Raw genomic sequence first — 23,909 nt, 5'->3', positions numbered from 1 at the left:
TCACCACGCGCCCATCCGGGGCGCCCGGGTGGGCCGCAGCTGACCCCGCGCTGCATGCCGCTGGGCTACTGGATCGTGGCGTAGAGCGCGTTGAGCTCTGCCGTGAGCTGCCGGCGCAGCTCCGGGGTGCCGATTTCCTTGCCGTCAATGTGGTTGACGGGCGCCAGCAGCCGGATGCTGGAGATCAGCCAGACGGCGTCGGCGTCGTAGAGGTCGTGGGGTTCCAGCGGGCCGTAGCCCAGCTCCCAGCCGGCGGCCTTGGCCGCGGTGAACAGGGCGCCCTGCGAGGTGCCGGGCAGGATCCCGCTGTCGAGCTGGGGGGTGATGAGGCGCCGGATGGTGCGGACCCCGCCGGCGCCGTCGTCGACGGTCTCCAGGTGCGCGAGCAGCACGGTCGACGTCGGACCCTCCAGGACCCGGCCGTCCGCGGACGTGAAGATGACATCGTCCGCACCCTGGGCATGCGCGTACCGCAGGGCCGCCATATTGACCGCATAGGAAAGGGTCTTAGCACCCAGGAGCAGCCACGGCGCCCGCTCGCCCACTTCGCTGTCGTAGCCGCGGTCCAGCAGGATGACGTCGACGCCGGTCTCGCGCTGGCGACGCCCGGCGGGGCCGGGTGCGGACGCCTGGACCCAGCAGGTGGGCATGGCGGATCCTTCGACGCCGCGGGTCACCAGCAGCTTCACCACGAGTTCGTCGTCAGCAACGGACCCCGGCACGTGCTGGCTGCGGTATTCGCGGATGGCCGTTGTGATGGCGCGGCGCCAGGGCTCCTCCGCCGGGATGTCCAGCTCCAGGAGCCGGGCGGACCCGGCCAGGCGGTTCAGGTGTGCCTGGAGCTTGCGGGGGTGCCCGCCCACCGCCAGCAGCGACTCGAAAACACCATCGCCGCGGGTGGCGCCCTGGTCCGTCGCCATGAGCTGCGGCTTGGACGCATCGGCCAGCCGGCCGTCCTCGAACGCGGGGTCGAGGAAGACCAGCACCGTGGCGGGGGAGGGAGCGGCGGCAGGAGAAGTCATGGCTTCAGCTTAGTGCGGCGGGCAACGGGTTAGGATTTGACGGTTGCCCGTTCCGGAACTGTTCCGCGGGTCTGGAGCTTGAGGGGTTCGCCTGTGCTGTGGCCATTTTCGCTGGCGGAAACGCTGCCGTCCTGGGTGATCATGATCCTGACCGTGGTGGACCTCGCCATCCGGGTGCTGGCCCTCGGCATCATCCCGGGAAACCGACGCCCCACCACGGCCATGGCCTGGCTGCTGATCATCTTCTTCGTCCCGGCCCTCGGCCTGGTCCTGTTCCTGCTCTTCGGCAATTTCCGCCTCTCCCGCAAGCGCCGGGCGCAGCAGGATGCAGTGAACACCCGCGTGCGCGCCGGCACGGCCGACCTGGCCATGTTGGAAAGCCGCTACGACGGCCCGGAATGGGTGGCCTCCGCGGCGGAACTGAACAAGACCCTTGGCTCGCTGCCGATGGTGGACGGCAATCACGTGGAGCTCCTCCCCGGGTACCCGGACTCGATCAAGGCGATGGCGGCGGCAGTCCGTAAGGCCGAGTCCTTCGTCAACGCCGAGTTCTACATCCTGAGCTCGGACCACGTCACGGACGATCTGCTGACGGCGATGGAAGAGGCCGCAGAACGCGGCGTCGAGGTCCGTCTCCTGTTCGACCACCTGGGGACCCTGCGCATCCAGGGCTACAGCAAGCTGATCGCCCGGCTCAAGGCCGGCAAGATTCGCTGGCGTCCCATGCTGCCGCTGCGGCCCGTGCACGGGCAGTGGCGCCGGCCGGACCTGCGCAACCACCGCAAGATCATGGTGATCGACGGCGAGGTGGCCTTCACCGGTTCGCAGAACCTGATCGAACCCTCGTACAACAACCCGCGGCACCGCAAGGTGGGCCGCGAATGGGTCGAGCTGATGGCCTGCTTGCGGGGGCCGATCGTCACCACGCTCAACGTCGTGTTCGCCACGGACTGGCTCAGCGAGACCGACGAGTCGCTCGAGGATCAGCTGGCGCATCGTCCCGAACTGCACGCCGGCAACATCACGGCCCAGGTGGTGCCCAGCGGCCCCGGCTTCATCACGGAAAACAACCTGCGTCTTTTCAACACGCTGATCTACTCGGCGCAGCACAAGATCTCGATCTGCAGCCCCTACTTCGTCCCGGATGATTCGCTGCTGTACGCGGTGACGACGGCGGCGCAGCGCGGCGTCGACGTCGAACTCTTCGTCTCGGAAAAAGGTGACCAGTTCCTGGTCCACCACGCCCAGCAGTCGTACTACGAGGCGCTCCTGGAAGCCGGCGTGCGGATCTACCTGTACAAGGCCCCTTTCGTGCTGCACGCCAAGCACTTCACCATCGATAACGACGTGGCGGTGCTGGGGTCCAGCAACATGGACATGCGCTCCTTCTCGCTGAACCTTGAGGTCTCAGTGATGCTCCTGGGCGAGGACATCGTGCGCCGGATCAGCGCCGTGGAGGACACCTACCGGGGCATTTCGCGGGAACTGACCCTCGAGGACTGGATGAAGCGGCCCATGGGGGTCAAATACGTGGACAACGTGGCCCGGCTGACGGCCACCTTGCAGTAGCCGCGCTGCACTGGCCAGCCGGGTGACGGGGTTGGCGTCAGCCTGGCGGGAACTCCGCGCCGAGCGCCGAGAGGACCCCGAAGGCCTTGGTCCGGATTTCCTCGTACTCGTCCTGCGGCGAGGAATCGGCCGTAATCGCCCCGCCCACACCGAGGCTGAGCCCGGTGCCACCGCCGGGCCGCTCCGCGAGCACCAGGGTGCGGATCGCCACGGCCAGGTCGGTGGCGCCGTTCAGCGAAAAATAGCCGATCGCGCCGGAGTAGACCCCCCGCGGCGCGCCCTCCAGCCGGTCCAGGATGGCCATGGTGCTGACCTTGGGGGCGCCGGTCATGGAGCCGGCGGGGAAGCACGCCGCGACGGCCTCGGCCCGCGGCATCCCGGGCCTGAGCCTGGCATCGATGGTGCTCACCATCTGGTGGACCGTGGCGTAACTTTCGATCGCGCAGAGCCGGCTGACCGACACCGTGCCGGGCACCGCGAAATGGCTGAGGTCATTGCGCAGCAGGTCAACGATCATGATGTTCTCGGCCCGGTCCTTCGGGGAGGATTCGAGTTCCTGCCGCAGCAGCGCGTCCCGCGCCGGGTCCGCGTCCCGGTGCCGGGTGCCCTTGATCGGCTCGGCGCGCATCCGGCCGTCGGCCGCGATCCGCAGGAACCGCTCGGGCGAGGTGCTCGCCACCGTGAGGTCCCCGAAGCGCAGATAGCTGGCGAACGGGGCCGGATTCCTCCGGCGCAGCGCCAGGTAGGCCTGCCGGGGGTCCAGGGCGGAAGCCGGAAGTTCTGCTGTCAGGGCGGTGGTCAGGCAGGCCTCGTAGGTGTTGCCTTCGGCGATCTGGTACTGGGCCTCAGTGATTTTGGACTTGTAGGCGACCTCCGAGTCCCGTGCGGTGAAGGCCGGGGCAGTGCCAGTGCCAGCGCCCGCGCGCGGGGCGGACGGTTCGAGGCCGCCGCATGCCCCGGTGACGGCGGTCCGGGCGGCCCCGAGCCAGTCCCCGGCGTCGGGGGTGTCCAGCTCCAGCAGCCAGACCGCCTGCTCCACATGGTCCAGCACCACGGCGCGCCCGGCGAACAGCAGGCAGGCATCGGGGGACTCGGCCGTGACGTCGCTGCCGCCGGTCTCGCGTTTGAGTTCGTAGCCGAGGTAGCCGAGCCAGCCCAGGGTGAACTCGCAGGGGTAGCCCTCGGGGCCGCGGAGGACGCGGTCGCCCCAGACGCCGTCGAGCCACCGGAAGAACGGCTCCTCCGTCGTGACAGCGGCGTTGCCGACCGTCACCTGGGTGCTGCCCGCAGTGTGCCGGACCGACTGGCCGAACGGGCCGCCGTCGTCGGCCAGGATGCTGAACCGGCTCCGTTCCGCCGCGGCGCCTTCGTCCGGCGGCAGGGACGAGTCGAGCCAGACGGCGTTGGCTGAGCGGCCGTAGAGGGACTCGAACAGCCGGGCAGGGTCCGGCGCGGCTGTGATCCGTTCGGCGCGGAGCTCCAGGCCGCGGCGGGCGGCGAGTTCCGGGAGCATCACCGTGGACAAGGCCGGGAGGTACTGGAGGGACTGGAGTACTTCGGCCGGCGCGGCGCCGTCGGCCAGGTTGAGCACGCGGACATCGGCCTGGGCCGGAACGTCGTCCACGGCCAGCCACTCCTCTTCCTGGGCGGCCCACTCATCCCAGTACGGTGCGTAGCTGTCGCCGTCCCGGGCCAGGGCCCTGCTGCGCCGGTCGTGTTCGGGCGAATCGGCCCAGATGACCGCGGACAGGTAGGGGCGGGCTGCCGCAGCGGCCGCACCCACGCCTTCCACCAGGACGATCTCGGCGGGCCGGGTGGTGCGGGTCTCGCCGTCGTAGTGCGCGTTCCAGTCCCAGCTGACCCATTCGGCGGGCTCGCCGCGGTGCAGCGGGGCCAGGACCGTCGAGGCGTAGCGTTCGACGCCGGCCGCGAGCCCGTTCCAGCCGGGGTAGATGTCCTCGAGGTGAAAGAGGGACACCTTGTGGTGCTCGCGGAGCCGTGCCGCCAGTTCGATCGCCAGGGTGGTCTTGCCTGCGCCGGATCGTCCGTCGATGGCGATGATGACGGGTGCAGGACTCATGAAATAGAGCGTACCGGCTGCCCTGCATTGGGTTGATCACTGCCGCCCGGTCGCCGGAGCACGGCGAGCTCGGCCTGGACGTGCGCCACGATCCCGGGAAGTGCCGCGTGGATCAGGTTCCAGGTGACGTCGAAGTCCGCGTGGCCGCCGTACCAGGGGTCTTCGATGCCCTGGTCGAGGGGGTCCTTGCCCGCGACGGCGGGATCGAAGCTGCGCAACATCCTGATCTTGGCCAGGGACTCGCGGTCCGGCGCCGCCTGCTGCAGCCAGCCGAAGTGGTCCACGTCCAGGGCGAGGATGAGGTCGCGGCTGTGGAACCAATCCGTCCGCCATTCGCGCGCCACATGCTGGTCCGAGGGGATGCTGTGGGCGGTGAGCTTGCGGGCGGCCCGCGGGTCAATCGGCCGGCCCACCTCGTAAGCCGTGGTTCCGGCTGAATCCACGACGGCGCCGGCCAGGCCCGCGGCGGCCATTGCCTCCGCCAGCATCAGTTCAGCCATCGGCGACCGGCAGATGTTGCCGGTGCAGACCGCGATGATCCGGTACTGGTCCGGCGGTGAGGTCCTCGGCGGTGGGGTCCTCGGCGGTGATGTCATAGTGCAATCATGAATCATGCGGTTTCCCCTTGGCTAGTTTCCGGACCGTAAACATTACAAGCTTGTCACACTTGTATTCTGCACCTGTCACGCGGGGGCTGTGGCCGGGGCGTCAGTGGATCAGGGCCAGCATCACACCGACGGCCATAAACAGCACGCCGAATGTCCTGTTGAGGATCCGCTGTCCGCGGGCATCGTGCGTGAAGCGCTGGAAGGACTTGGCCGCGGCCGCGAAGAAGAACCACATCACCAGGATGTCGATGACCACCACGGTGGCTGACAGGACCAGGTACTGCGGCAGCAGCGGATCCTCCGGGCGGATGAACTGGGGCATAAAGGCCAGGAAGAACACGATCGCCTTGGGGTTCAGCAGGTTGACCCACAGACCGCGGCGGAACATGGAGAGGCCTGGCTCATTGCGCAGCGCGGCCGCCTTCTCCTGGTCCAGATCGGGTTTGTGCCGGAACTGCTGGATGCCCAGGTAGACAAGGTAGGCCGCGCCCGCGTAGCGGATCGCGTTGAAGGCGACCGGCGAGCTGGCCACCAGGACGCCGACACCCAGGGCCACGATCACAACGTGCACGATCAGTGCCGCCTGCTGCCCCAGGATTCCCCAGATGGCGCGCCGGAAACCGGAGTTCAGCGAGTTGCTCATGGTGTTGATGGCGCCCGCGCCGGGCGTGAAGCTGATCAAGACGCCGGCGCCCGCCAGGGCCAGCCAAAGGGAGGGTTGCACGGAGCCAGTTTACGGCCGCGGGCGGGAGGAGGTTCCGGCAGGAGGGACATAGTCGTGTCACATTCCGCGCGGCACCGGCTTGGTGGGGGTGCAGTTCAGGCCCGGGCGATGACTTCGCCGTTGGGGATCAGGAACCAGCCGTCGTCCGTGGAGCCCCAGCGGTGCCAGCCGGCCGAAATCCGGGCCAGGTCGGCGGCGTTGGCGAAGCCGTACTCGAGCGCCTGGTCCGCGAAGGCCGAGTGCAGCACCCGTTCGCCCCACACCCGGGCCTGCCAGCGGCGCTGCTGGCCGGTGGCGTACAGCCAGTTGCTGCTGGAGGGTGCGACGTCGGTGAACCCGGCGGACTGCGCCCAGGAAACCAGGCGGCGGCCGGCGTCGGGCTCGGCCCCGTTGCGGCGGGCAATCCGCTGGTAGAGCTCCATCCATTCATCCAGCTCGGGGACGGCCGGGTACCAGCTCATGCCGTGGAAATCGGCGTCGCGCACCGCCACGATCCCGCCGGGTTTGGCGACGCGGCGCATTTCCCGGAGGGCGGCGACCGGGTCCGTGAGGTGCTGCAGCACCTGGTGGGCGTGCACGACGTCGAACGTTTCGTCGTCGAAATCGAGGTCGTAGATGTTGCCGGCGACAAACTCGACGTTCTGCACGCCGCGCTCGGCTGCGAGGGCGGCAGCGTGGCTGATCACCTCGGGCGAGCGGTCCAGCCCGGTGACTTTCCCGGGGGAGACGAGTCCGGCGAAGTCGCACGTGATGCTGCCCGGCCCACAGCCGACGTCGAGCACCGAGACTCCGGGCGTGAGGTGCGGGATCACGAAGGCCGCGGAGTTCTCCGCCGTCCGCGAGGCGTGGGCGCGGACCACCGACTCGTGGTGGCCGTGGCTGTACACATCTTCAGGCTGCTGCGCACTCATAATGAAACGCTACCGCCACGCGCCGGCAAATCAGCGGAAGCGGGGGAAGCGGCCGGGCGGAAGACGGCAGGATTTTATGCGTGCCCGTCTGTTTTGCCGCTTCTGCCCGCGGCCGTGGTGCGGATGATTAGAGGAGTGAACATCAACAGCAGCAAGCAGGCAGGGCTCGGCCTGTTCCGGGCGACCGGTATCTACGTCGGGGCGATCCTGGGCTCCGGCATCCTGGTCCTCCCGGCGATCGCCGCCAAGGAAGCCGGCCCGGCGTCGCTCCTGGCCTGGACCCTGCTGCTCGTGTTCTGCACCCCCGTGGCCTTCAGCTTCGCGGAGATGAGCCGCCAGCAGCCCGACGCCGGCGGAATCGCCCACTTTGTGACCCGTGCCTACGGGCGCCGCGCCTCGGCCGTGGCCGGCTACCTTTTCTACTTCGCCATTCCGTTCGGCGCTCCCGCGACAGCCGTCATCGGCGGCAACTACATCGCCCACGCCCTGGGCGGCGGGCGCGGGACGGCGTTGCTGGCCGCGGCGCTGCTGCTGGCCGCCGCGTTCGGATGCAACGCTGTCGGGATCCGGATGTCCAGCGGCATCCAACTGGTGCTGATGGTGCTGCTGGTCGGGCTGCTGGCGCTGGCGGTCGCCCTCGCCGCGCCGTTCGCCAGGGCCGAGAACTTCACGCCGTTCGCGCCGCACGGCTATTGGGCCGTGGGCGGGGTGGCCAGCCTGCTCTTCTTCTGCTTCGCCGGCTGGGAGGCGGTCACACACCTTGCCGGGGAATTTCGCAATCCGGAACGGGACCTCAAACGGGCCACCTGGCTCACTCTGGTTGTGGTCGGCGTGGTGTACATCGGCGTCGTCGCAGCCTCGGTCGCCGTACTGGGCCCGGCCCTCCCCGGCAGCGACGTGCCCATCGCGCAACTGCTCGAAAAGGGACTCGGCGGACTCGCCGCCCCGCTGACCGCCGTCGCCGCCGCGGTGCTGACCTTCGGCCCGATCAACACCTTCGTCGCCGGCGCCAGCCGGCTGGGGGCGAGCCTGGCGTCCGACGGCGTGCTGCCGCGGTCCCTCGCGCGGGGCACTGGCCCGGGCCGGGTGCCCGCAGCCAGCCTGGGGCTGCTGGCCGCGATGACGTTCCTGTCCTTCGGGGCGGCCGCGGCCGGGCTGAGCAACATGCAGTTTCAGATCGGGGCGGCATCGGCCTGCTTCACCGCCGTGACGGCGTTTGGCCTGGTGGCCGGGATCCGTTTGCTGCCCGCCCGGACGCCGGCCTGGTACGGCGTTATTGTGGCCTCCGTTGTGATGCTGGCCGTGCTGCTCTTCAGCGGCTGGGCGCTCGTGGTCCCCCTGGGCCTGGCCGCGGCCGCTGTCTGGGTGGGCCGGCCGGCGGGTTGGGCGGGCCTGAGGGGGCTGCCGGCGGTCTGGGCGGGCCGGAGAGGAATGCGGGCGGGGCACCCGAAGACGGCAGTTACGGCAGGTCAGCTGGAGACGGTGCCGTCTGCTGCGCCGCCTCCTGCCCGGCCCTGACCGTCGCCTCGATCATCGACGCCATGAACCGGGTGGCAATCTCCAGCTCCTCCGGGGTGAATTCGGCCATCGCGGCGTCCATGTGGCGGGCCAGCGGCAGGAACATGGCGCCGCCGTCGCGGTAGGCCTTGGGGGTCATCCGTAGCTGGACCTGGCGGCGGTCCGTGCCAAGCCGTTCCCGGACCACGTGTCCGGACTTATACAGCCGGTCGATCAGCGCCGTCGTGGCGGGGGAGCTGAGGTGGAGTTCCTTGCGGAGCACCCCGGGTGTGACGATCTGGTTCCGCGCGGTGTGCTGCATGATCACGGCCAGGGCGTTGAGGTCCGTGCGGTGCATGTCGTTGCGGCCGCCGGCGGAGTCCACGTAGCGGTTGGCTTCGAGGCTGAACTCCTGCAGCAGCCGGACCAGCGGAGGCGGCCCGGACGCGTCGGGGCGGCCCGAGGAATCAACTGTCACGGTGCACCTCCCTCTATCCTGTCGCCTGTGTCGCCTTGCTCCGCGGTTGGCGGCGCCATCCGGAGTTTACTTCAGGGGCGCCCGGCGTCGGCCCCGAGGCGTCCCGGGATGATCTAGAGATCGGATACGCAGGATTACCTCCACGTCTTTACCACGGCATCTATATCGCCGCCTCTATATCTCTCCATTGTGGAGATAGTCTATGATGGACTCAATTCTACTCCTCCCAGGCAATCACCAGAAGGAACCATGAACACGACCCCACGATCCGGTGCCCGCGTCCCCTTCTGGCTGCGCTGGCTGGTTCCCGTCCTGCTCGTCATCACCTGGCTTGCGATCGCCGGGATCGGCGGACCCACCTTCGGCCGGCTGGAAGAGGTCTCCTCAAACGACCAGGCGTCCTTCCTCCCGGCAGGGGCCGAAGCCACGGCGGCCCAGGACTGGCAGGCCAAGTTCCGGGACACCAACGAGATCCCCGCCGTCATTGTCATCGAGAGCGACGCCGCTTTCACCCCGGCCCAGCTCGGTGAGGTGGCAGCCCTCAAGGGAAATCTTGAGGCGTTGGATGCCGGCAGCACTGTCATCGGCCCCATCCCGTCCGAGGACGGCAAAGCCGTGCAGTTCGTCGTCCCGATCGATGCGGCCGGCGAAGTGAAGGAAGTTGTCGCGGAACTCCGCGACGAGGTGCAGGCGTCCGCCCCGGAGGGCATGCAGACCTTCGTGACCGGCCCGGCCGGGCTGACCGCGGACCTCGTCAGCGCCTTCGCCGGCATTGACGGCATCCTGTTGCTCGCGGCCCTCAGTGCGGTGTTCGTGATCCTGCTGATTGTCTACCGCTCGTTGCTGCTGCCGATTGTCGTCCTCTTCACCTCGGTCTTCGCCCTGTGCGCCGCCATCCTGCTCGTCTTCGGCATGGCGAAACTGGGCTGGATCCAGCTCAACGGCCAGAGCCAGGGCATCCTGTCCATCCTGGTGATCGGTGCCGCCACGGACTACGCGCTGCTCTACGTGTCCCGGTTCCGTGAGGCGCTGACGCACAGCACCAACCGCACGGCCGCCGCACTGACGGCGTGGAAAAATTCGTGGGAACCCATCGTTGCTTCCGGCGCGACGGTCATCATCGCGCTCCTCTGCCTGCTGTTCTCCGATCTCAACTCCAACAAGGCCCTCGGCCCGGTAGCCGCCGCGGGCATCCTCTGCTCGCTCTTCGCCGCCCTCACCCTGCTGCCGGCGCTGCTGGCACTTTTGGGCCGCGCCGCGTTCTGGCCCTTCCTCCCCAGACTGCTCCCGGAGACTGAACGCGAGCCTGCAATTGTCACCGGCCTTGAGGGGCAGAAGGGCCTGTGGCGCGCCACCGGCTCCCTCGTGTCCCGCCGGCCCCGGACCGTCTGGATCGCCTCCGTGCTGCTGCTCCTCGTGGCCTCGGCCGGCGTCCTGCAGCTCAAGGCCAACGGCGTCCCGCAGACCGATGTCATCCTCACCGCCTCCAACGCCGTCGACGGCCAGGACGCCCTGGCCCGGCACTTCGACGCCGGCACCGGCAGCCCCGCCGTGATCGTAGCCGACGAAGCGAAGGCGCAGGAAGTGCTGGAACAGACCAAGGCGACCGACGGCGTCGGGGACGCCTACCTGCTGGCCGACGGCGGCGTGCCGATCACCGGCGCGCCGGCTGCTCCCGGCGCTCCCGCGGCCCCCACGGAACCGGCGGTGCGGGACGGCAAGGTCCTGATCAACGCCACGCTGAACTTCGCCGCGGACTCCAACGAGGCGGAAAACGTCGTGGTGGCCCTCCGCGAGGGCCTCAAGAAGATCGACGACGGCGCGCTGGTGGGCGGCGTGACCGCCACTGCCCTGGACACGAACACCACCGCCCAGCGTGACCTCGTCACCATCATCCCGGTGGTCCTCGCGGTCATCCTCGTGATCCTTATGATCCTGCTGCGTTCCTTGCTGGCACCGGTCCTGCTGGTCGCCTCGGTGGTCCTGTCCTACGGCGCCGCACTGGGGGTTTCCGCCTACGTGTTCAACAACGTTTTCGGGTTCCCGGGCGCCGATGCCACCGTGCCCCTCTTCGGGTTCGTCTTCCTGGTCGCGCTGGGGGTGGACTACAACATCTTCCTGATGAGCCGGGTCCGGGAGGAATCCCTGAAGCACGGCACCAGGCCCGGCATCCTGCGCGGCCTGGGCGTCACGGGCGGGGTGATCACGTCCGCCGGTGTGGTGCTCGCGGCCACCTTCGCGGCCCTGGGCGTCATCCCCATCATGTTCCTGGTGCAGCTGGCCTTCATCGTGGCCTTCGGGGTCCTGCTGGACACCATTGTGGTCCGGTCCCTGCTGGTCCCGGCCCTGGCCTACGACATCGGCCCCCGGATCTGGTGGCCCAGCAAGCTGGGACGCCCCGAGGCGGATGCTGCCGCCCGCACCCTGCCTGCCGCGCCGGAAACCGCGGAGGCAGGCATCCGCTAGCCGGAACGCCGCTCGCCGGAACTCAGTCCGCAGCCGCCGTCATTGTTCCTGGTCCCCCCACCAGGCAACCGTGGCGGCGGCTGCCTCCGTGAGCGGGGTGGGCTGCAACCCCAGGGCGGCTTCGCTCGCCCGCGAATCCATCACAAACGGGCGCTCGAACTGGTAAAGGGTCTCCGCCAGTTCCCGCGTTGCGGGGGAGAACATGCCCATCGCACGCAGCGCCCAGCCCGGGACGGCGGACACACGCGGCGCCCGGGCGCCGGCAGCGGCAGCGAACGCCGCGGCGATCTCCCGCTGGCTCAGCGCGGGGCCGGTCGGCGCGTGCCACACCGTGTTCCACAGGGTGCGGTCCTGCGCGGCCACGATCATGGCGGCGGCCAGATCCGGCACGTACGTGAAGGAGTGCGGCAGTCCCGCATTGCCGATCACCATCAGGGACTTGCCCGCCAGCACCGGTTTCACCATGCGCTCGCCGGCATGCGCATTGCGGACCCTGGGGCCGAAGAAATCGCCTGCGGCCACGCTCACAGTGTCCGTTGCGGACGCCGCCCGGGCCTTCAAGAGTGCGGTGCGGACACCGCGCTTTCCTCCCCGTGCCTCGCGCGGACCCTCTTCGGTCATCGGCCGGTCGGGCTCGCTGTACGAATACAGGCTCTCCGGGAAGACGACGACGGCGCCCGCCTCGCCGGCCGCGGCCAGGACGGCCTGCTCGGCGCCGGGCAGTTCCGCCGCCCACACCTTCGCGCTGTACTGCGAGCCATGGATGCAGTGGAAAACGGCCGTGGCGCCGCGGAATAGCCCGCCAAGCCGTGCCGGGTCCGACACGTCCACGGCCTGCTTCTCGATCAGCGGGTGATCGGGCCCCTTGCCGGATCGTGTCAGTACCCGCACCCGGCGGCCCGCCGCAGCGAGCTGTTCGGCAACCGTCCAGCCCACCGGCCCCGCTCCGGTGACAACAAACAGGCCCAAGGGCCGGGCTTCCGGGGATTCGAACTGGGACACGGGGTTCTCTCTTTCGCTGGTCAGCTGGGGGCGTCGGCAGTGGCTGTCCGGGCAGACTTCGCCCTCCCCGGATGCCCTCGGGCGACTTGAGAGCAGTGCTCTCTGATTACAGGATGCGACCGCCGCTGGCGAAAGTCAAGAGCAGTGCTCACATTTGTTGACACTGCTCTGTTTTGTGAAAGGCTGGGTCAGTGCCACAGAACCCCAGCGCCCCGTCCCCGAAGCCGCCCACGCCCCGCGAACGGGCCCGGGCCCGGACCATCGAGGACATTGTCCGCCTCGGCCGGGAGCATCTGGCCCTGCACGGGGCTGCCGCGCTGTCGCTCCGGGCTGTGGCCAGGGACCTCGGCGTCGTCTCTTCGGCGGTTTACCGCTACGTGGAAAACCGGGAAGAGTTGCTGACCCTGCTGCTCATTGATGCCTACAACGAGCTGGGCGACGAAGTGGACGCCGCGGTGGCAGCCCTTCCCGAGGCTGATTTTTCCGGCCGGTTCAGCGCACTCGGCTCTGCAGTGAGGCGCTGGGCGCTGCGCGAACCGGCCCGCTACGGACTCCTCTTCGGCAGCCCTGTGCCCGGATACCGTGCGCCGGCCGAGCGGACCACCGGACCGGGCACGCGGGTCATTTACGCATTGATGGCGCTCCTCGACGGCGCCTACCGCGCGGGCCGGCTGGCTGCGCGCGGCGGGCAGGCCGCCGTCGTGCCGCCGCTCGCCGCTGACCTGGGGCGCATCCGCCGCGATATGCGACTGGCCGTGCCCGACATTCTGCTGGCGCGCGGCGCACTCGTGTGGACTTCCCTGTTCGGTGCCATCAGCTTTGAGGTGTTCGGTCAGTACGGCGCAGACACCTTCGCCGCTCCGGATGAGCTCTTCGCGCACCATCTGGCCGCGCTGGCGGACCTCGCAGGCCTTGGCCCCTCGGCGGACCCGGCCGGAGGCCGCACGGAATAGCCGCACGGAATAGCCGCCCCGGAATAGCCGCCCCCAAGTGGCCCAGGGTGGGCTTTCCTCACCCCCTGTTGCCTCCCGCCGGTGCTCGATAGACTGCCACTGCGCCTGCCTGGGCGCGCCGAGGCTTCCAGGAAGGATCCAAACATGTCCGAAAACAACGAGTTTGATCGCAAGGCGGCGGATGCCGACGTCGACGCCGCCGAGGGCCAGTATGTCGAGGGAGACTACGGCACGGCGGGCACGGCCGGGGAGAATCCGGCAGAAGCCGTGGAAGGCGAATACCCCACCGGCGACTATGGCGCGGCGGGCACCGCCGGCACAACCGCCGTCGGCGCAGAAGAGGGCGACTACCCCGAGGGTGACTACGGCGCGGCGGGCGGCACCGGCGCACCGCCGGCTGCCGCAGAAGAAGGGGAGTACCCCGAAGGCGACTACGGAACTGCCGGGGCCGCCGGAACCGACCGCTAGCGGCGGCTTCGCGCACAGCGAACAGGGCGGCGTCCCAGGCGTTGCCGCCCTCGCATGCCCGGAAATCCGGGCAAGAATAGCTCTGCGAGAGCGCTCCGTGGAGCCCGAAATTCAAAGTTGAGTCCACTTCGCTCAACTTTGAATTGACTTTGAAACGGCCCTGAGTAAAGTTGAGTGCAGATCACTCAATATCGGCCGGACCTCCCGCGGTCCGCAGCCATCTCAGCAAGTTTCCAAGGAAAGAAGGAAGCAACACATGTCTCGTGCAGTAGGTATCGACCTCGGAACCACCAACTCCGTCGTCTCCGTTCTCGAAGGCGGCGAGCCCACCGTCATTGCCAACGCCGAGGGTGGCCGCACCACGCCGTCGGTTGTTGCCTTCTCCAAGTCCGGCGAAGTGCTGGTCGGCGAGATCGCAAAGCGCCAGGCCGTCAACAACATCGACCGCACCATCGCTTCCGTCAAGCGCCACATGGGCACCGACTGGAGCGTCGCCGTCGACGACAAGAAGTACACGGCGCAGGAAATCTCCGCCCGTATCCTCATGAAGCTCAAGAACGACGCCGAGTCCTACCTGGGTGAAAAGGTCACGGACGCCGTGATCACCGTCCCCGCGTACTTCAACGACGCCGAGCGCCAGGCCACCAAGGAAGCCGGCGAAATCGCGGGCCTCAAGGTCCTGCGCATCGTCAACGAGCCCACCGCGGCTGCCTTGGCCTACGGCCTGGACAAGGGCAAGGAAGACGAACTCATCCTCGTCTTCGACCTCGGCGGCGGAACCTTCGACGTCTCCCTCCTCGAGGTGGGCAAGGACGAGGACGATTTCTCCACCATCCAGGTCCGCTCCACCGCAGGCGACAACCGCCTCGGCGGCGACGACTGGGACCAGCGCGTTGTCGACTACCTGCTGAACCAGCTCAAGGTCAAGGGCATCGACCTCTCCAAGGACAAGATCGCCCTGCAGCGCCTCCGCGAGGCAGCCGAGCAGGCGAAGAAGGAACTCTCCTCCTCCACCAGCACCAACGTCTCCCTCCAGTACCTCTCCGTCACCCCTGACGGCCCGGTGCACCTGGACGAGCAGCTGACCCGCGCCAAGTTCCAGGACCTCACCAAGGACCTGCTCGAGCGCACCAAGAAGCCGTTCCACGACGTCATCAAGGAAGCCGGCATCCAGCTTTCCCAGATCGACCACATCGTGCTCGTCGGCGGGTCCACCCGTATGCCGGCCGTCTACGACCTGGTCAAGGAACTCGCAGGCGGCAAGGAACCGAACAAGGGCGTTAACCCGGATGAGGTCGTCGCCGTCGGCGCCGCCCTGCAGGCCGGTGTCCTGAAGGGTGAGCGCAAGGACGTCCTCCTGATCGACGTCACGCCGCTGTCCCTCGGCATCGAAACCAAGGGCGGCATCATGACGCACCTGATCGAGCGCAACACGGCCATTCCGACGAAGCGGTCCGAGACCTTCACCACGGCGGACGACAACCAGCCGTCCGTGGCCATCCAGGTCTTCCAGGGCGAACGCGAGTTCACCCGCGACAACAAGCCGCTGGGCACCTTCGAGCTGACCGGCATCGCTCCGGCCCCGCGCGGCGTGCCGCAGGTCGAGGTCACCTTCGACATCGACGCCAACGGCATCGTCCACGTCTCCGCGAAGGACAAGGGCACCGGCAAGGAACAGTCCATGACCATCACGGGCGGGTCCAGCCTCTCCAAGGAAGACATTGACCGCATGGTCAAGGACGCCGAGGAGCACGCAGCAGAGGACAAGGCCCGCCGCGAGGCCGCCGACACGCGCAACACCGCTGAGCAGCTGGCCTACTCGGTGGACAAGCTGATCGCCGACAACGCCGACAAGCTGCCGGAAGAGGTCAAGACCGAGGTCCAGGCCGACGTCGACGCGCTCAAGGCCGCCCTCGAGGGCACCGACGACGCCGCTGTGAAGACCGCGTTTGAGAAGCTCCAGGCTTCCCAGACCAAGCTCGGCGAGGCCATCTACGCCCAGGCAGGTTCCCCGGACGGCGCCACCGGCGCCCAGGGTGCACCCGCCGGTGAGCCGGCGGCCGGCACCGACGAGGACATCGTCGACGCCGAGATCGTTGACGAAGACGAGAAGAAGTAATCATGCCGCACCACGGTAACGAAGAAGAGCACGGTTCTTCCGAGAGCCGTCGCGACGCCGCCAATCAGGAAGGCGAGCCGCAGAAGCCGATCATCCACGACAACCGCAAGGTTGACCCGAAGACCGGCCAGGCCCGCCACCCCGACCAGGAGCGCGCTGCCGGGGAAGCGGATTCCAGGGACGCACTGTCCCAGGCGGAGGACATCCTCAACAGTGTTGAGGTGCCGGCCGCGGAATCCGTGGCCCAGGGTGTCGACGGCGCGGAGGCGGAAGAGCTCAGGAATGATCTCCGCCGCCTGCAGGCCGAGTACGTCAACTACCGCAAGCGCGTCGAACGCGACCGCGCCGTGGCAGGGGAGATGGCCGTCATCGGCGTCCTGAACTCCCTGCTCCCGGTCCTGGACGACGTCGACGCCGCCCGCCAGCATGGTGACCTCACGGACGGACCGTTCGCCGCGATCGCCGCGAAGCTGGAGAACGCGCTGAAGACGTACGGCCTGGTGCGCATCGATGAGACCGGCGTGGAGTTCGACCCCACGATCCACGAGGCCCTCATCCAGCAGCCCGGCCCGGACGTCGAGATCGACACCGTCAGCCAGGTCCTGCGCTCGGGCTACAAGTCCGGAGACCGCGTGCTCCGCGCAGCACAGGTCATCGTGGCTGTGCCGGCGTAGCAGTACCCCATCGAGGTGACAGTTCGCGCCGGTGTTTCGACAAAACATCGGCGCGAACTGTCACTTCGGCACACAGATTTGAAAGGAAACGCCATTGGCTAGCCAGGACTGGGTGGACAAGGACTTTTACAAGATCCTTGGAGTCGCCAAGGACGCTTCCGACGCCGACATCAAGAAGGCCTACCGGAAGCTCGCGCGGCAGCACCACCCGGACACCAACGCGGGGAACGCCGCTTCGGAGAAGAAGTTCAAGGACATCTCCGAGGCCTACTCCGTGCTCTCCGATCCCGACGAGCGCCAGCAGTACGACGCCATCCGGGCCATGGGCGGCGCACGGTTCGCCCCCGGCGGAGGCGGCGGCGGCGCCAGCGGCGGGGCTGGCTTCGAAGACCTCTTTGGCGGCCTGTTCACCGGCGGCAGCGGGCGCCACTCCGGTGGCTACAGCACGGCCGGCGGCATTCCGCCGGAGTTCGCGGACCTCTTTGGCGGAGGCGCCGGCGGCTTCGGCGGCGGTCAGTCGTTCCAGCGGGCCCCGCAGAAGGGCGCGGACCGGACCGCGTCCACCTCCATTTCCTTCGCCGGCTCCATCCGCGGCACCACCATCGGCCTGCGTGAACCGGACGGCGAAGTCATCGACGTGCGCATCCCGGCCGGCATCAAGGACGGCCAGAAGGTCCGGGTGCGCGGCAAGGGCCAGTACGGTCCGGCCGGCAACGGGGACCTGATGGTCACGGTCTCGGTGAAGCCGCATGACTTCTACGTCCGCGACGGCGACAACCTCCGCATCCACGTGCCGGTGACCTTCCCGGAGGCGGCCCTGGGCGCCGACATCGAGGTTCCCACCATCGACGGCGACAAGGTCAAAGTACGGGTCCCGGCCGGCACGCCGTCGGGCCGTACCCTGCGGGTCAAGGGACGCGGCGTCAAGCACGCCAAGGCCACCGGGGACCTGCTGGTGACCATCGACGTCGCCGTCCCGCGGAAGCTGAACAAGGACGCCGAAGCAGCCGTCAAGGCTTTCTCCGAGGCCACCGCCGGCGAGGACGTCCGCGCCGAACTGGCAGCCAAGGCCCGGCTCTAGGAACGGGCGCTCGCCATGGCCTTCGACTACGAGCAGCCGATTTTCGTCATCTCCGTCGCCGCGGAGCTGGCCGACATGCACCCGCAGACGCTGCGGCAGTACGACCGGCTGGGCATCGTCTCGCCCAGCCGCGCCCCCGGCAAGTCCCGGCGGTACTCGCAGCGGGACATCACCATGCTCCGCGAGGTGCAGCGGCTCTCCCAGGAGGGCGTTTCGCTTGAAGGCATCAAACGGATCCTGCAGCTGGAAAACCAGGTGGCGGCCCTGCAGCGGCGCGTCACCGAACTGAGCGAGGAACTCGAACGGCGCCCGCGCGCCCTCGACTCCCGCATCTTCGCGGCTGGAGCCGCGGGCGACGTCGTCAGCCTGGCCCGCGGCAAGCGCCCCCGGGCCCGCTCCCAGGCGTTGGTCGTGTGGCGGCCACGCAACCCCGAGTGAAGACAAAACAGTGCCCGGGACCTTAGGGGCCCGGGCGCTGTTGTCGTTAGAACCGGGACTTGGTGCTGCCGGAGACCGGGGACGTGGTGGCGAAGGTGTTGCCTGCGAGGTCCCGCATCCCGGATACCGGCGTATAGGACGGTACAGCGGCCTGTTCCGTTCCGTTACCCGCGCCGCCCGTGATCAGGGCCCCCAGGGTGATGGTGATCGTCTTCGTGGCCGGATCCCAGCTGATGATTCCCTTGTAGCTGAGCGTTCCCGAGCCATAGTAGTTGGCCCCCAATGCCACGGTGCCGATTCTCGACGTCGCGCAGACCGAGGGATCCACGGCGACGCTGAGGGTATTGCTGGAGCCGGAGCTGATGGTAACCGTGGCTTGGTCCGGGGTCAGTGTCAGCGTTTCGCTGGGATCGGCAGCCCAGCCACTGCAGATCGTGGACGCGTCCAGGCGTTCGGAGAATGTGATGGTGGCCTTGTCATTCGAATCGAGCTTGCCGTTCCTGCCCCCGCCGTCTGCCAGTAGAACTCCTGTGACTGTCGGCGCGGTGACGTCCTTGACCGAGGTCGCTGTGCCCGGCGTCGCGGGATTGCCTTGGTTGCCCGCGGTGTCGGTGGCGACCGCGCGGTAGTTGACGGTTCCGGCGTTAAGCGACGTCAGGTTGACCGTGGCGCTCCAGGCCCCGGAGCCGTTCGCGGTGACGGTGGCGTTCACGGTGTGCGCCGCGCCGGCGTCCGTGACGGCCAGGGCAATCGATGCCCCGGGCTCGGTGGTGCCGCTGACCGGCACGGAGGAGACGTTGTCGATGTTGACATAAGCGGGGGCAGCCACCGCAGGGGCGGCTGGAGGCGTGGTATCCACGGCGGCACCGCTGCTACGGACGCTCTCGGCTCCCTGCCACTGCGCGAGCACCGGGGTCACGGTGTAGTACCAGGCGCCGGTGGGGACACCCTGGTCGGTGCAGCCGAGTCCGGCGGTGACCGTTCCTACGCAACTGCCGCCGGCGGGTACCTTGGTGCCGCCCGATGCCGAGGCATAGCGGGCCACCGTGTATCCGCTGACCGGGCGCCCGGCGCGGGTGGCGGTGGCTGTCCATGCCAGCGTGACATTTCCGGCAGACACGGAGGCCGTCGGCGTTGCGCCAGCGCCCACCGCGTCTGCGGTGGTGGAGGCGGAACCTCCGTTTGAAACGGTTGTCCAGAAGGCGTTGGCTCCTGGACCGGCCCACGAGAGGAGGGCCGCGCCGGCAAGGATGACGGCAACGCGGCCCCGGGCGCGCGGGCGGGCCTCGCGCCTGTTGTGACGGCTCATCGTCGTGCCTCCACGGTGACGGGAATTTTGAAGGTCGCGCCCTGACAGGCGGACTGTGACAGCGCGGACATGCTCGCCGCACCGGGCAGGGTGACCAGCCGGGAAGAGTTCGCCGGGATGGTGACGGCAGGTGCGAGCGGGGCGGCCGGGGCCGTGAAGGAAACTCCCGTGGTGGCGCATCCGGCATGGGCGGCGTCGGCCGTGACCGCCCCGCTGGCGGCGACCGAGTACAGCTGGACCGCGAAGCCGTTGGGGTTGCTGGTCCGGAGGATGACGTCCGCCGTGCCGCCCGGCACCAGGCTGGTGCTGCTCGAGTCGCCTGCCACCATCGCGTCGACGGTGACCTTCTGCATCGTGGCGGCCGCTGCGGCCCCGGTTCCCGCACCCGTGCTGGCCCAGTAAGCGTAGGCCGTGCCCCCGCCGGCCAGCAGGCAGAGCGCGACGGCACTGGCCGAGGCGGTTCCGGCGAGTCTGGTGCCGCGCACCAAGGATCGTGTGGATCGCATGTCAGTTTCCCTGCCCTGATCCCGAGTACGCCAGTTGGAGGACTGCACCTTTGCAGCCGTCCTGGAGACGTGGAGTGTCGAGCATGGCGATCCGGGGCCATTGGGCCGGTGGAATGCCAAGCTGTGAGAGCGAGCTGCTGCCGGACGGGACCGTCAGGGGATAGCGCCCGCTGTACTGCGCCACGGCATAGTCCTGTGCCGTGCAGGGCAGGTTGGCCGCGACTGCCTTCGCCGTGCGGACGACACCCGAGATCGAGACGGTCAGATTCCCGACGTCGATGCTCTTATTCGGGCTGTTGACTCCAAGATCCAGGGACCGGCTGGTCCCGGGTGCGAGGAGGCCCGACACATCGCCGGTGAGGCCGAAGACGCGCAAGGGCGCCTTGACACGCAATTGGGTCTTGACGGCAGCCGACTGGACGGAGCCGCTCCGGCCCGTCAGCGCCAGATCGTAGTCTCCGGCCGCTGTGGAGGGTGCCGTGGATACGTTGATGCTGAGCTGGGCCGTGCTCCCGGCCGTCAGTTTGACGGACGACGGCGAGAAAGTGGCCGTTGCCCCAGCGGGGAGGCCGGTGACAGCCAGCGAAACTGTGCCGGCAAATCCTCCCGTGGAGCTGACGCTTGCGGAATAGCTTGTGGCCTGTCCCTGGTCCACGTTCCGGCTGGCCGGCGTGACCTGCAGCTGGATTCCGGGCTTTGGCGGGGCCAATTGCTGCCCTGCGGCGTAGAGTGCGCCCGCGGGCAGGAAGATGGCCAGCAAGCCAATCATGAGGGCACGGCCAGCGAGGCCCGCATGATCCCCCGCGAGCCGGAAGAACCGCACTGGATGCTGCATTACCTATCCTCCTTCGACCGGCGCGTTGCGCGGATTGTGGGTGTCGGCGGTGGCTGATGGTTGCTGGGCGGAGGCCCGAGGGCCCCGGCGGGGCCGGGTGTCCGGCCCCGCCGGGTCACCAGCTACAGGCTGCCGACTGTGACAGTGACGATGGCCGACTTGCAGGCATCCTGGTTGGCGGCGTCATTGAGGAATGCCAGTGTTCCCGACCCCACCTGGGTGCCGGTGCTGTTGGCTGCGACGGGGGAGTTCGAGGTATTGGCGCTGACCGTGAACCATGCCGGCAGGCACTCCGCCACGCTCGTGGTCACGCTTGCGGTGAGGGCGCCGACGACGGTGCCGGTGTTGGTGCTGTTGTCTGCCGTGTACACGACGGGCACGGAGTTCCCCGGGGCCAGGCCGGCGTCGAAGCTGGCATGCAGGGTCACAGTGCCGCCGCCGGCGGAGTTGGCGGCGGTACCGGTGCCGCTGCCGGTGGTGGTCCAGTAGGCGTAGGCCGTGCCGCCGCCGACGGCCACGAGGGCAACCGAGGCTGCAACGGCGATGACCTTGCTCTTCTTGGTGAGCTTGCGCATTTGTGAGACTCCTTCTGTGGGGCACCCGGACAGAGGAGTCAACAGGCAAGAGCCGCATCCCCCAATCCTGCGGTTGCCATCGCTGAATCGAATGGCCTCATCGTTGCCGCGAAATCCGGGCTTCACAACAGGTAGTGGTACCTGTCTTTGTGGCTCCGACTACCTGCCCCCACGCATCATCCAACGAATTCAGGACACCGGATGGTCGCGAAAAGCGTACCCGGAATCCCGGCCCGGGCCGCCGCAGTAAACGGCGTCCCGGGCTGAGACGTGGCCCCTGGGCTCGACCACCAAGTGTTCGGGCGCACGAAAATGAGTACACCTTCGGGTGAGCCACGTAGCCGTGCAGGCGAAAGTCGAGTACCTTCCTCGCGGGACCCGGCAGCCGACCACGCTGTTCAATTGGGGTTGCCGGCCAGTCGAGCTGGCGAGTCGAACAGTGGTAGATGCCGGGGGGCACCGCATGTTGAAGCACCGCACGTTTGATCCCATGTGGCCGGGTAAGTCGGCGCCTGGACCCGCACTGATCGCGGGCAGGCCATGAACTCCGGGCTCAGTTCCCTGGCCCTCTTCGCCGGGACCCTGCCGGGCTCAATCCTGCTGTCCATTGGCCAGACGGTGGTGGTGGTGTGTGTCTGCTTCGACATGGTCCGTGCACTGTCGGTGCCGCGGTCCCACCGCCGCTACGTGGCTAACACCGTCTTCACAACCCTGGCCTGGCCGTCCATCCTCATCAGTGCGGTGAGTGTGCTGATCGACGCCGCCAGCGGAACGTGGCAGAACGTCGCCGGCGGAGTCTTCGTGATGGTCATGGTGATCTTCCGGTGGCGCCATGGAGGCGACGAGGACAGCTGGTGGAAGGGCAAGGGCAAAAAGCTCGCCGCCTGGTTCCGTCACCAGACGGCCACCCGGACCGCGGCCGCTCCGGCGGCTGCCTGAGCCGCCGTTCCCGAAGACTCCCGCTCCGGCTGGACCCGCTCCTGGCGGCGCCGTCTAGAAGATCGCGTTCATGATGTTCCAGCCGGTCCCGGCACGGACCCTGGGCAACCACTTGCCGGCTCCGTTGCCCGGATAGAGCCACAGCACCCCGGCGCTGTCGCGGGCCAGGACGTCCGGGGTTCGGTCGCCGTTCAGGTCGCCGGGGCTCATCACCGCGGTCAGGGCATTCCAGCCGGTGCCGAGCAGCACGCGGGGCCGCCAGCTGCCGGTGCCAGTTCCGCGGTACAGCCACAGCCGGCCGTTGGCCGTTTCCCGTGCCAGCACGTCGGCCGCTCCGTCGCCGTCAAAATCCCCCGGGGCGACCAAGGCGTTGAAGGCGTTCCAGCCGCTGCCCACCCGCACTCGGGGCTGCCAGCCGCCGGTGCCGGTGCCGGGATAGAGCCACATGATGCCGGTTGCCGCCTCGCGGGCCAGCACGTCGACGCGTTGGTCGCCGTTGAAGTCTCCCGGCCCGACGATGGCACTCATCGCTTGCCAGCCGCTGCCTATCAGGATGCGGGGCAGCCAACCGCCAAAGCCGGTACCCCGGTAGAGCCACAGCCGGCCGGTGGACGACTCCCGGGCGAGCACGTCCAGCGCCCCGTCACCGCTGAAATCCCCGGGGGTTTCGAGGGCGTTGAAGCCGGCCCAGCCGGTGCCGATCTTGAGGCCCGGGGAAAGCCCGCCCCGCCCGGTCCCTGCGTACAGCCGCATCTCCCCGGTGGCCGCCACCCGGGCCAGCACGTCATTGTTCCAGTCGCCGTTGAAGTCCGCCGTGGCCCCGGAGAGCGCGGAAGCCGGCATGGGCAGCGGTGTGAACGCGTACGGGTCGCAGGTGAGGTCATAGTCGCGGATGTCGTCGTACCACTGCGCGAGGTAGACGCGTCCGCCGGAGAAGCTCGGCTGCCGGCACCGGTCGAGCGCCTCGGCCGGGTAGTCCAGGCGCCCTGCGGTGGCCCAGACCGGGACGCCCGGCAGCCGCCAGGAGCCGGTGATGGACTGCCAGCCAGAGGCGAAGGAGTACAGGCCGTAGGAAAAGCCGGCGTCCCGCAGGCCCCGCATGAGGCCCTCGACGATGTACCGGTTCTCCCGCTGCTGCACGGCGGTGGCGGTCGGCCAGGGCTGGGCCGGCCGCGGCTCCACATCGATCCAGACGACCGGGGGCCGGAACCCGGCGCGCTGCAGGCTCGCGACGGCGTACCGGGCCTCGGCGTAACCGACATTCGAAAGCTGCCCGGCCCGGGTCGCCACGGACCAGGGTCCCTGCGCGCGGTACGTGGTCAGCTGGGCCGCAGTGGGGAAGGCGGCCATAGTGTAGGCGTGGGCCCGTTTGTTATTGCTGCCTACCCAGCCCACCTGGCTGGCCAGGCAGGGATTCTCGGTGAAGGGAAGCCCCCGGGTCAGCCCGACCACGACGAACTGCGTCGTCGCCGGCGGCAGCGGGAGCCCCAGCCCGCCGACCGCCGTCGGACATTGGGGCCAGGAAATATCGTGGCCGTAGAGGGTGGCCGCCTGGGCCGGCGGAGCGGCCGCGGGCAGCAGCCCGGCCAGGAGCGCCAAGACGGACAAGACCGACCCCAGCCTTGCTGAAAACCGCCGCCGCCGGCGCCCCGAAG

The 23,909-nt window shown here is 68.7% G+C and carries 22 protein-coding genes; 10 read left to right on the top strand and 12 right to left on the bottom strand.

Going from position 1 to position 23,909, the window contains the following annotated elements; translation table 11 throughout:
* Positions 1 to 65: 65 nt before the first annotated feature.
* Positions 66 to 1,022, bottom strand: coding sequence for an aminodeoxychorismate lyase (locus AC6EUH_RS11910; protein ID WP_056430826.1), 957 nt, complete (start codon positions 1,020 to 1,022; stop codon positions 66 to 68).
* A 141-nt stretch (positions 1,023 to 1,163) separates the two neighbouring features.
* On the opposite strand from AC6EUH_RS11910, the gene cls reads away from it, so the two are divergent.
* Positions 1,164 to 2,591, top strand: coding sequence for a cardiolipin synthase (gene cls, locus AC6EUH_RS11905; protein ID WP_200913055.1), 1,428 nt, complete (start codon positions 1,164 to 1,166; stop codon positions 2,589 to 2,591).
* Positions 2,592 to 2,628: 37 nt separating this feature from the next.
* Here the strand turns inward: cls and pabB are convergent, their stop codons facing one another.
* From pabB to AC6EUH_RS11885, 4 genes are all read right to left on the bottom strand, one after another.
* Positions 2,629 to 4,671, bottom strand: coding sequence for an aminodeoxychorismate synthase component I (pabB, locus tag AC6EUH_RS11900; protein WP_499738758.1), 2,043 nt, complete (start codon positions 4,669 to 4,671; stop codon positions 2,629 to 2,631).
* Entirely contained in the window at positions 4,668 to 5,267 is a 600-nt protein-coding gene (locus AC6EUH_RS11895) for a low molecular weight protein-tyrosine-phosphatase (protein ID WP_056430821.1), read from the bottom strand. The genes pabB and AC6EUH_RS11895 overlap by 4 nt, the downstream gene beginning before the upstream one ends.
* 112 nt (positions 5,268 to 5,379) lie before the next feature.
* Positions 5,380 to 6,003 carry a LysE family transporter gene (locus AC6EUH_RS11890; RefSeq protein ID WP_056430820.1) on the bottom strand — a complete coding sequence of 208 codons (624 nt, stop codon included), beginning with the start codon at positions 6,001 to 6,003 and terminating at the stop codon, positions 5,380 to 5,382.
* Positions 6,004 to 6,098: 95 nt separating this feature from the next.
* Positions 6,099 to 6,914 carry a methyltransferase domain-containing protein gene (locus tag AC6EUH_RS11885; protein ID WP_499738757.1) on the bottom strand — a complete coding sequence of 272 codons (816 nt, stop codon included), beginning with the start codon at positions 6,912 to 6,914 and terminating at the stop codon, positions 6,099 to 6,101.
* A gap of 135 nt (positions 6,915 to 7,049) precedes the next feature.
* Between AC6EUH_RS11885 and AC6EUH_RS11880 the strand changes: the two genes are divergently transcribed.
* Positions 7,050 to 8,432: an APC family permease gene (locus AC6EUH_RS11880; protein WP_499738756.1), complete on the top strand. Its 1,383-nt coding sequence runs from the start codon at positions 7,050 to 7,052 to the stop codon at positions 8,430 to 8,432.
* Here AC6EUH_RS11880 and AC6EUH_RS11875 read toward each other — a convergent pair.
* Complete coding sequence (locus AC6EUH_RS11875; RefSeq protein ID WP_056430814.1) at positions 8,374 to 8,889, bottom strand: MarR family winged helix-turn-helix transcriptional regulator; 516 nt, start codon at positions 8,887 to 8,889, stop codon at positions 8,374 to 8,376. The two genes, AC6EUH_RS11880 and AC6EUH_RS11875, sit on opposite strands and share 59 nt — an antisense overlap.
* A gap of 249 nt (positions 8,890 to 9,138) precedes the next feature.
* On the opposite strand from AC6EUH_RS11875, the gene AC6EUH_RS11870 reads away from it, so the two are divergent.
* Entirely contained in the window at positions 9,139 to 11,355 is a 2,217-nt protein-coding gene (locus AC6EUH_RS11870; RefSeq protein WP_499738755.1) for an MMPL family transporter, read from the top strand.
* Between the two features lie 39 nt (positions 11,356 to 11,394).
* On the opposite strand, the gene AC6EUH_RS11865 is transcribed toward AC6EUH_RS11870, so the two are convergent.
* Positions 11,395 to 12,318 carry an NAD-dependent epimerase/dehydratase family protein gene (locus tag AC6EUH_RS11865; RefSeq protein ID WP_499738785.1) on the bottom strand — a complete coding sequence of 308 codons (924 nt, stop codon included), beginning with the start codon at positions 12,316 to 12,318 and terminating at the stop codon, positions 11,395 to 11,397.
* A 230-nt stretch (positions 12,319 to 12,548) separates the two neighbouring features.
* On the opposite strand from AC6EUH_RS11865, the gene AC6EUH_RS11860 reads away from it, so the two are divergent.
* The 6 genes from AC6EUH_RS11860 (at position 12,549) to AC6EUH_RS11835 (ending at position 18,090) form a co-directional block, all read left to right on the top strand.
* Complete coding sequence (locus tag AC6EUH_RS11860; RefSeq protein ID WP_499738754.1) at positions 12,549 to 13,310, top strand: TetR/AcrR family transcriptional regulator; 762 nt, start codon at positions 12,549 to 12,551, stop codon at positions 13,308 to 13,310.
* A gap of 144 nt (positions 13,311 to 13,454) precedes the next feature.
* Positions 13,455 to 13,778 carry a hypothetical protein gene (locus AC6EUH_RS11855; RefSeq protein ID WP_499738753.1) on the top strand — a complete coding sequence of 108 codons (324 nt, stop codon included), beginning with the start codon at positions 13,455 to 13,457 and terminating at the stop codon, positions 13,776 to 13,778.
* A gap of 256 nt (positions 13,779 to 14,034) precedes the next feature.
* A complete protein-coding gene (gene dnaK, locus AC6EUH_RS11850; RefSeq protein ID WP_499738752.1) occupies positions 14,035 to 15,897 on the top strand; it encodes a molecular chaperone DnaK in 1,863 nt (620 codons plus the stop codon).
* Between the two features lie 2 nt (positions 15,898 to 15,899).
* Complete coding sequence (locus AC6EUH_RS11845) at positions 15,900 to 16,571, top strand: nucleotide exchange factor GrpE (protein ID WP_056430801.1); 672 nt, start codon at positions 15,900 to 15,902, stop codon at positions 16,569 to 16,571.
* 94 nt (positions 16,572 to 16,665) lie between these two features.
* Positions 16,666 to 17,652 carry a DnaJ C-terminal domain-containing protein gene (locus AC6EUH_RS11840; RefSeq protein ID WP_499738751.1) on the top strand — a complete coding sequence of 329 codons (987 nt, stop codon included), beginning with the start codon at positions 16,666 to 16,668 and terminating at the stop codon, positions 17,650 to 17,652.
* Positions 17,653 to 17,667: 15 nt separating this feature from the next.
* Positions 17,668 to 18,090, top strand: a complete 423-nt coding sequence (locus tag AC6EUH_RS11835) for a heat shock protein transcriptional repressor HspR (RefSeq protein ID WP_056430792.1) — start codon at positions 17,668 to 17,670, stop codon at positions 18,088 to 18,090.
* 46 nt (positions 18,091 to 18,136) lie between these two features.
* On the opposite strand, the gene AC6EUH_RS11830 is transcribed toward AC6EUH_RS11835, so the two are convergent.
* From AC6EUH_RS11830 to AC6EUH_RS11815, 4 genes are all read right to left on the bottom strand, one after another.
* Positions 18,137 to 19,399 (bottom strand): hypothetical protein, encoded by a 1,263-nt coding sequence (locus tag AC6EUH_RS11830; RefSeq protein WP_499738750.1) that lies wholly within the window; start codon positions 19,397 to 19,399, stop codon positions 18,137 to 18,139.
* On the bottom strand, positions 19,396 to 19,905 hold the full coding sequence (locus tag AC6EUH_RS11825; RefSeq protein ID WP_056430788.1) for a hypothetical protein: 510 nt from the start codon (positions 19,903 to 19,905) through the stop codon (positions 19,396 to 19,398). The genes AC6EUH_RS11830 and AC6EUH_RS11825 overlap by 4 nt, the downstream gene beginning before the upstream one ends.
* Before the next feature lies 1 nt (position 19,906).
* A complete protein-coding gene (locus tag AC6EUH_RS11820) occupies positions 19,907 to 20,740 on the bottom strand; it encodes a COG1470 family protein (protein ID WP_056430785.1) in 834 nt (277 codons plus the stop codon).
* Between the two features lie 122 nt (positions 20,741 to 20,862).
* Positions 20,863 to 21,315 (bottom strand): hypothetical protein, encoded by a 453-nt coding sequence (locus tag AC6EUH_RS11815; RefSeq protein ID WP_056430782.1) that lies wholly within the window; start codon positions 21,313 to 21,315, stop codon positions 20,863 to 20,865.
* A 540-nt stretch (positions 21,316 to 21,855) separates the two neighbouring features.
* Between AC6EUH_RS11815 and AC6EUH_RS11810 the strand changes: the two genes are divergently transcribed.
* Positions 21,856 to 22,254, top strand: a complete 399-nt coding sequence (locus tag AC6EUH_RS11810; protein WP_056430779.1) for a hypothetical protein — start codon at positions 21,856 to 21,858, stop codon at positions 22,252 to 22,254.
* Between the two features lie 54 nt (positions 22,255 to 22,308).
* On the opposite strand, the gene AC6EUH_RS11805 is transcribed toward AC6EUH_RS11810, so the two are convergent.
* Positions 22,309 to 23,862 carry an FG-GAP repeat domain-containing protein gene (locus AC6EUH_RS11805; RefSeq protein ID WP_499738749.1) on the bottom strand — a complete coding sequence of 518 codons (1,554 nt, stop codon included), beginning with the start codon at positions 23,860 to 23,862 and terminating at the stop codon, positions 22,309 to 22,311.
* Between the last annotated feature and the right edge of the window lie 47 nt (positions 23,863 to 23,909).

It is taken from the genome of Arthrobacter sp. 001422645 (genome assembly GCF_059816125.1).
Note: the sequence above shows the minus strand (reverse complement) of the source record. Positions and strands in the feature narration are given on the sequence as shown.

Excerpts from the sequence above, each read along its gene's own strand:
- AC6EUH_RS11910 (WP_056430826.1), bottom strand. The coding sequence starts at position 1,022 with ATGACTTCTCCTGCCGCCGCTCCCTCCCCCGCCACGGTGCTGGTCTTC.
- cls (WP_200913055.1), top strand. The coding sequence starts at position 1,164 with ATGATCCTGACCGTGGTGGACCTCGCCATCCGGGTGCTGGCCCTCGGC.
- pabB (WP_499738758.1), bottom strand. The coding sequence starts at position 4,671 with ATGAGTCCTGCACCCGTCATCATCGCCATCGACGGACGATCCGGCGCA.
- AC6EUH_RS11895 (WP_056430821.1), bottom strand. The coding sequence starts at position 5,267 with ATGACATCACCGCCGAGGACCCCACCGCCGAGGACCTCACCGCCGGAC.
- AC6EUH_RS11885 (WP_499738757.1), bottom strand. The coding sequence starts at position 6,914 with ATGAGTGCGCAGCAGCCTGAAGATGTGTACAGCCACGGCCACCACGAG.
- AC6EUH_RS11870 (WP_499738755.1), top strand. The coding sequence starts at position 9,139 with ATGAACACGACCCCACGATCCGGTGCCCGCGTCCCCTTCTGGCTGCGC.
- AC6EUH_RS11855 (WP_499738753.1), top strand. The coding sequence starts at position 13,455 with ATGTCCGAAAACAACGAGTTTGATCGCAAGGCGGCGGATGCCGACGTC.
- dnaK (WP_499738752.1), top strand. The coding sequence starts at position 14,035 with ATGTCTCGTGCAGTAGGTATCGACCTCGGAACCACCAACTCCGTCGTC.
- AC6EUH_RS11845 (WP_056430801.1), top strand. The coding sequence starts at position 15,900 with ATGCCGCACCACGGTAACGAAGAAGAGCACGGTTCTTCCGAGAGCCGT.
- AC6EUH_RS11835 (WP_056430792.1), top strand. The coding sequence starts at position 17,668 with ATGGCCTTCGACTACGAGCAGCCGATTTTCGTCATCTCCGTCGCCGCG.
- AC6EUH_RS11830 (WP_499738750.1), bottom strand. The coding sequence starts at position 19,399 with ATGAGCCGTCACAACAGGCGCGAGGCCCGCCCGCGCGCCCGGGGCCGC.
- AC6EUH_RS11825 (WP_056430788.1), bottom strand. The coding sequence starts at position 19,905 with ATGCGATCCACACGATCCTTGGTGCGCGGCACCAGACTCGCCGGAACC.
- AC6EUH_RS11820 (WP_056430785.1), bottom strand. The coding sequence starts at position 20,740 with ATGCAGCATCCAGTGCGGTTCTTCCGGCTCGCGGGGGATCATGCGGGC.
- AC6EUH_RS11815 (WP_056430782.1), bottom strand. The coding sequence starts at position 21,315 with ATGCGCAAGCTCACCAAGAAGAGCAAGGTCATCGCCGTTGCAGCCTCG.
- AC6EUH_RS11810 (WP_056430779.1), top strand. The coding sequence starts at position 21,856 with ATGAACTCCGGGCTCAGTTCCCTGGCCCTCTTCGCCGGGACCCTGCCG.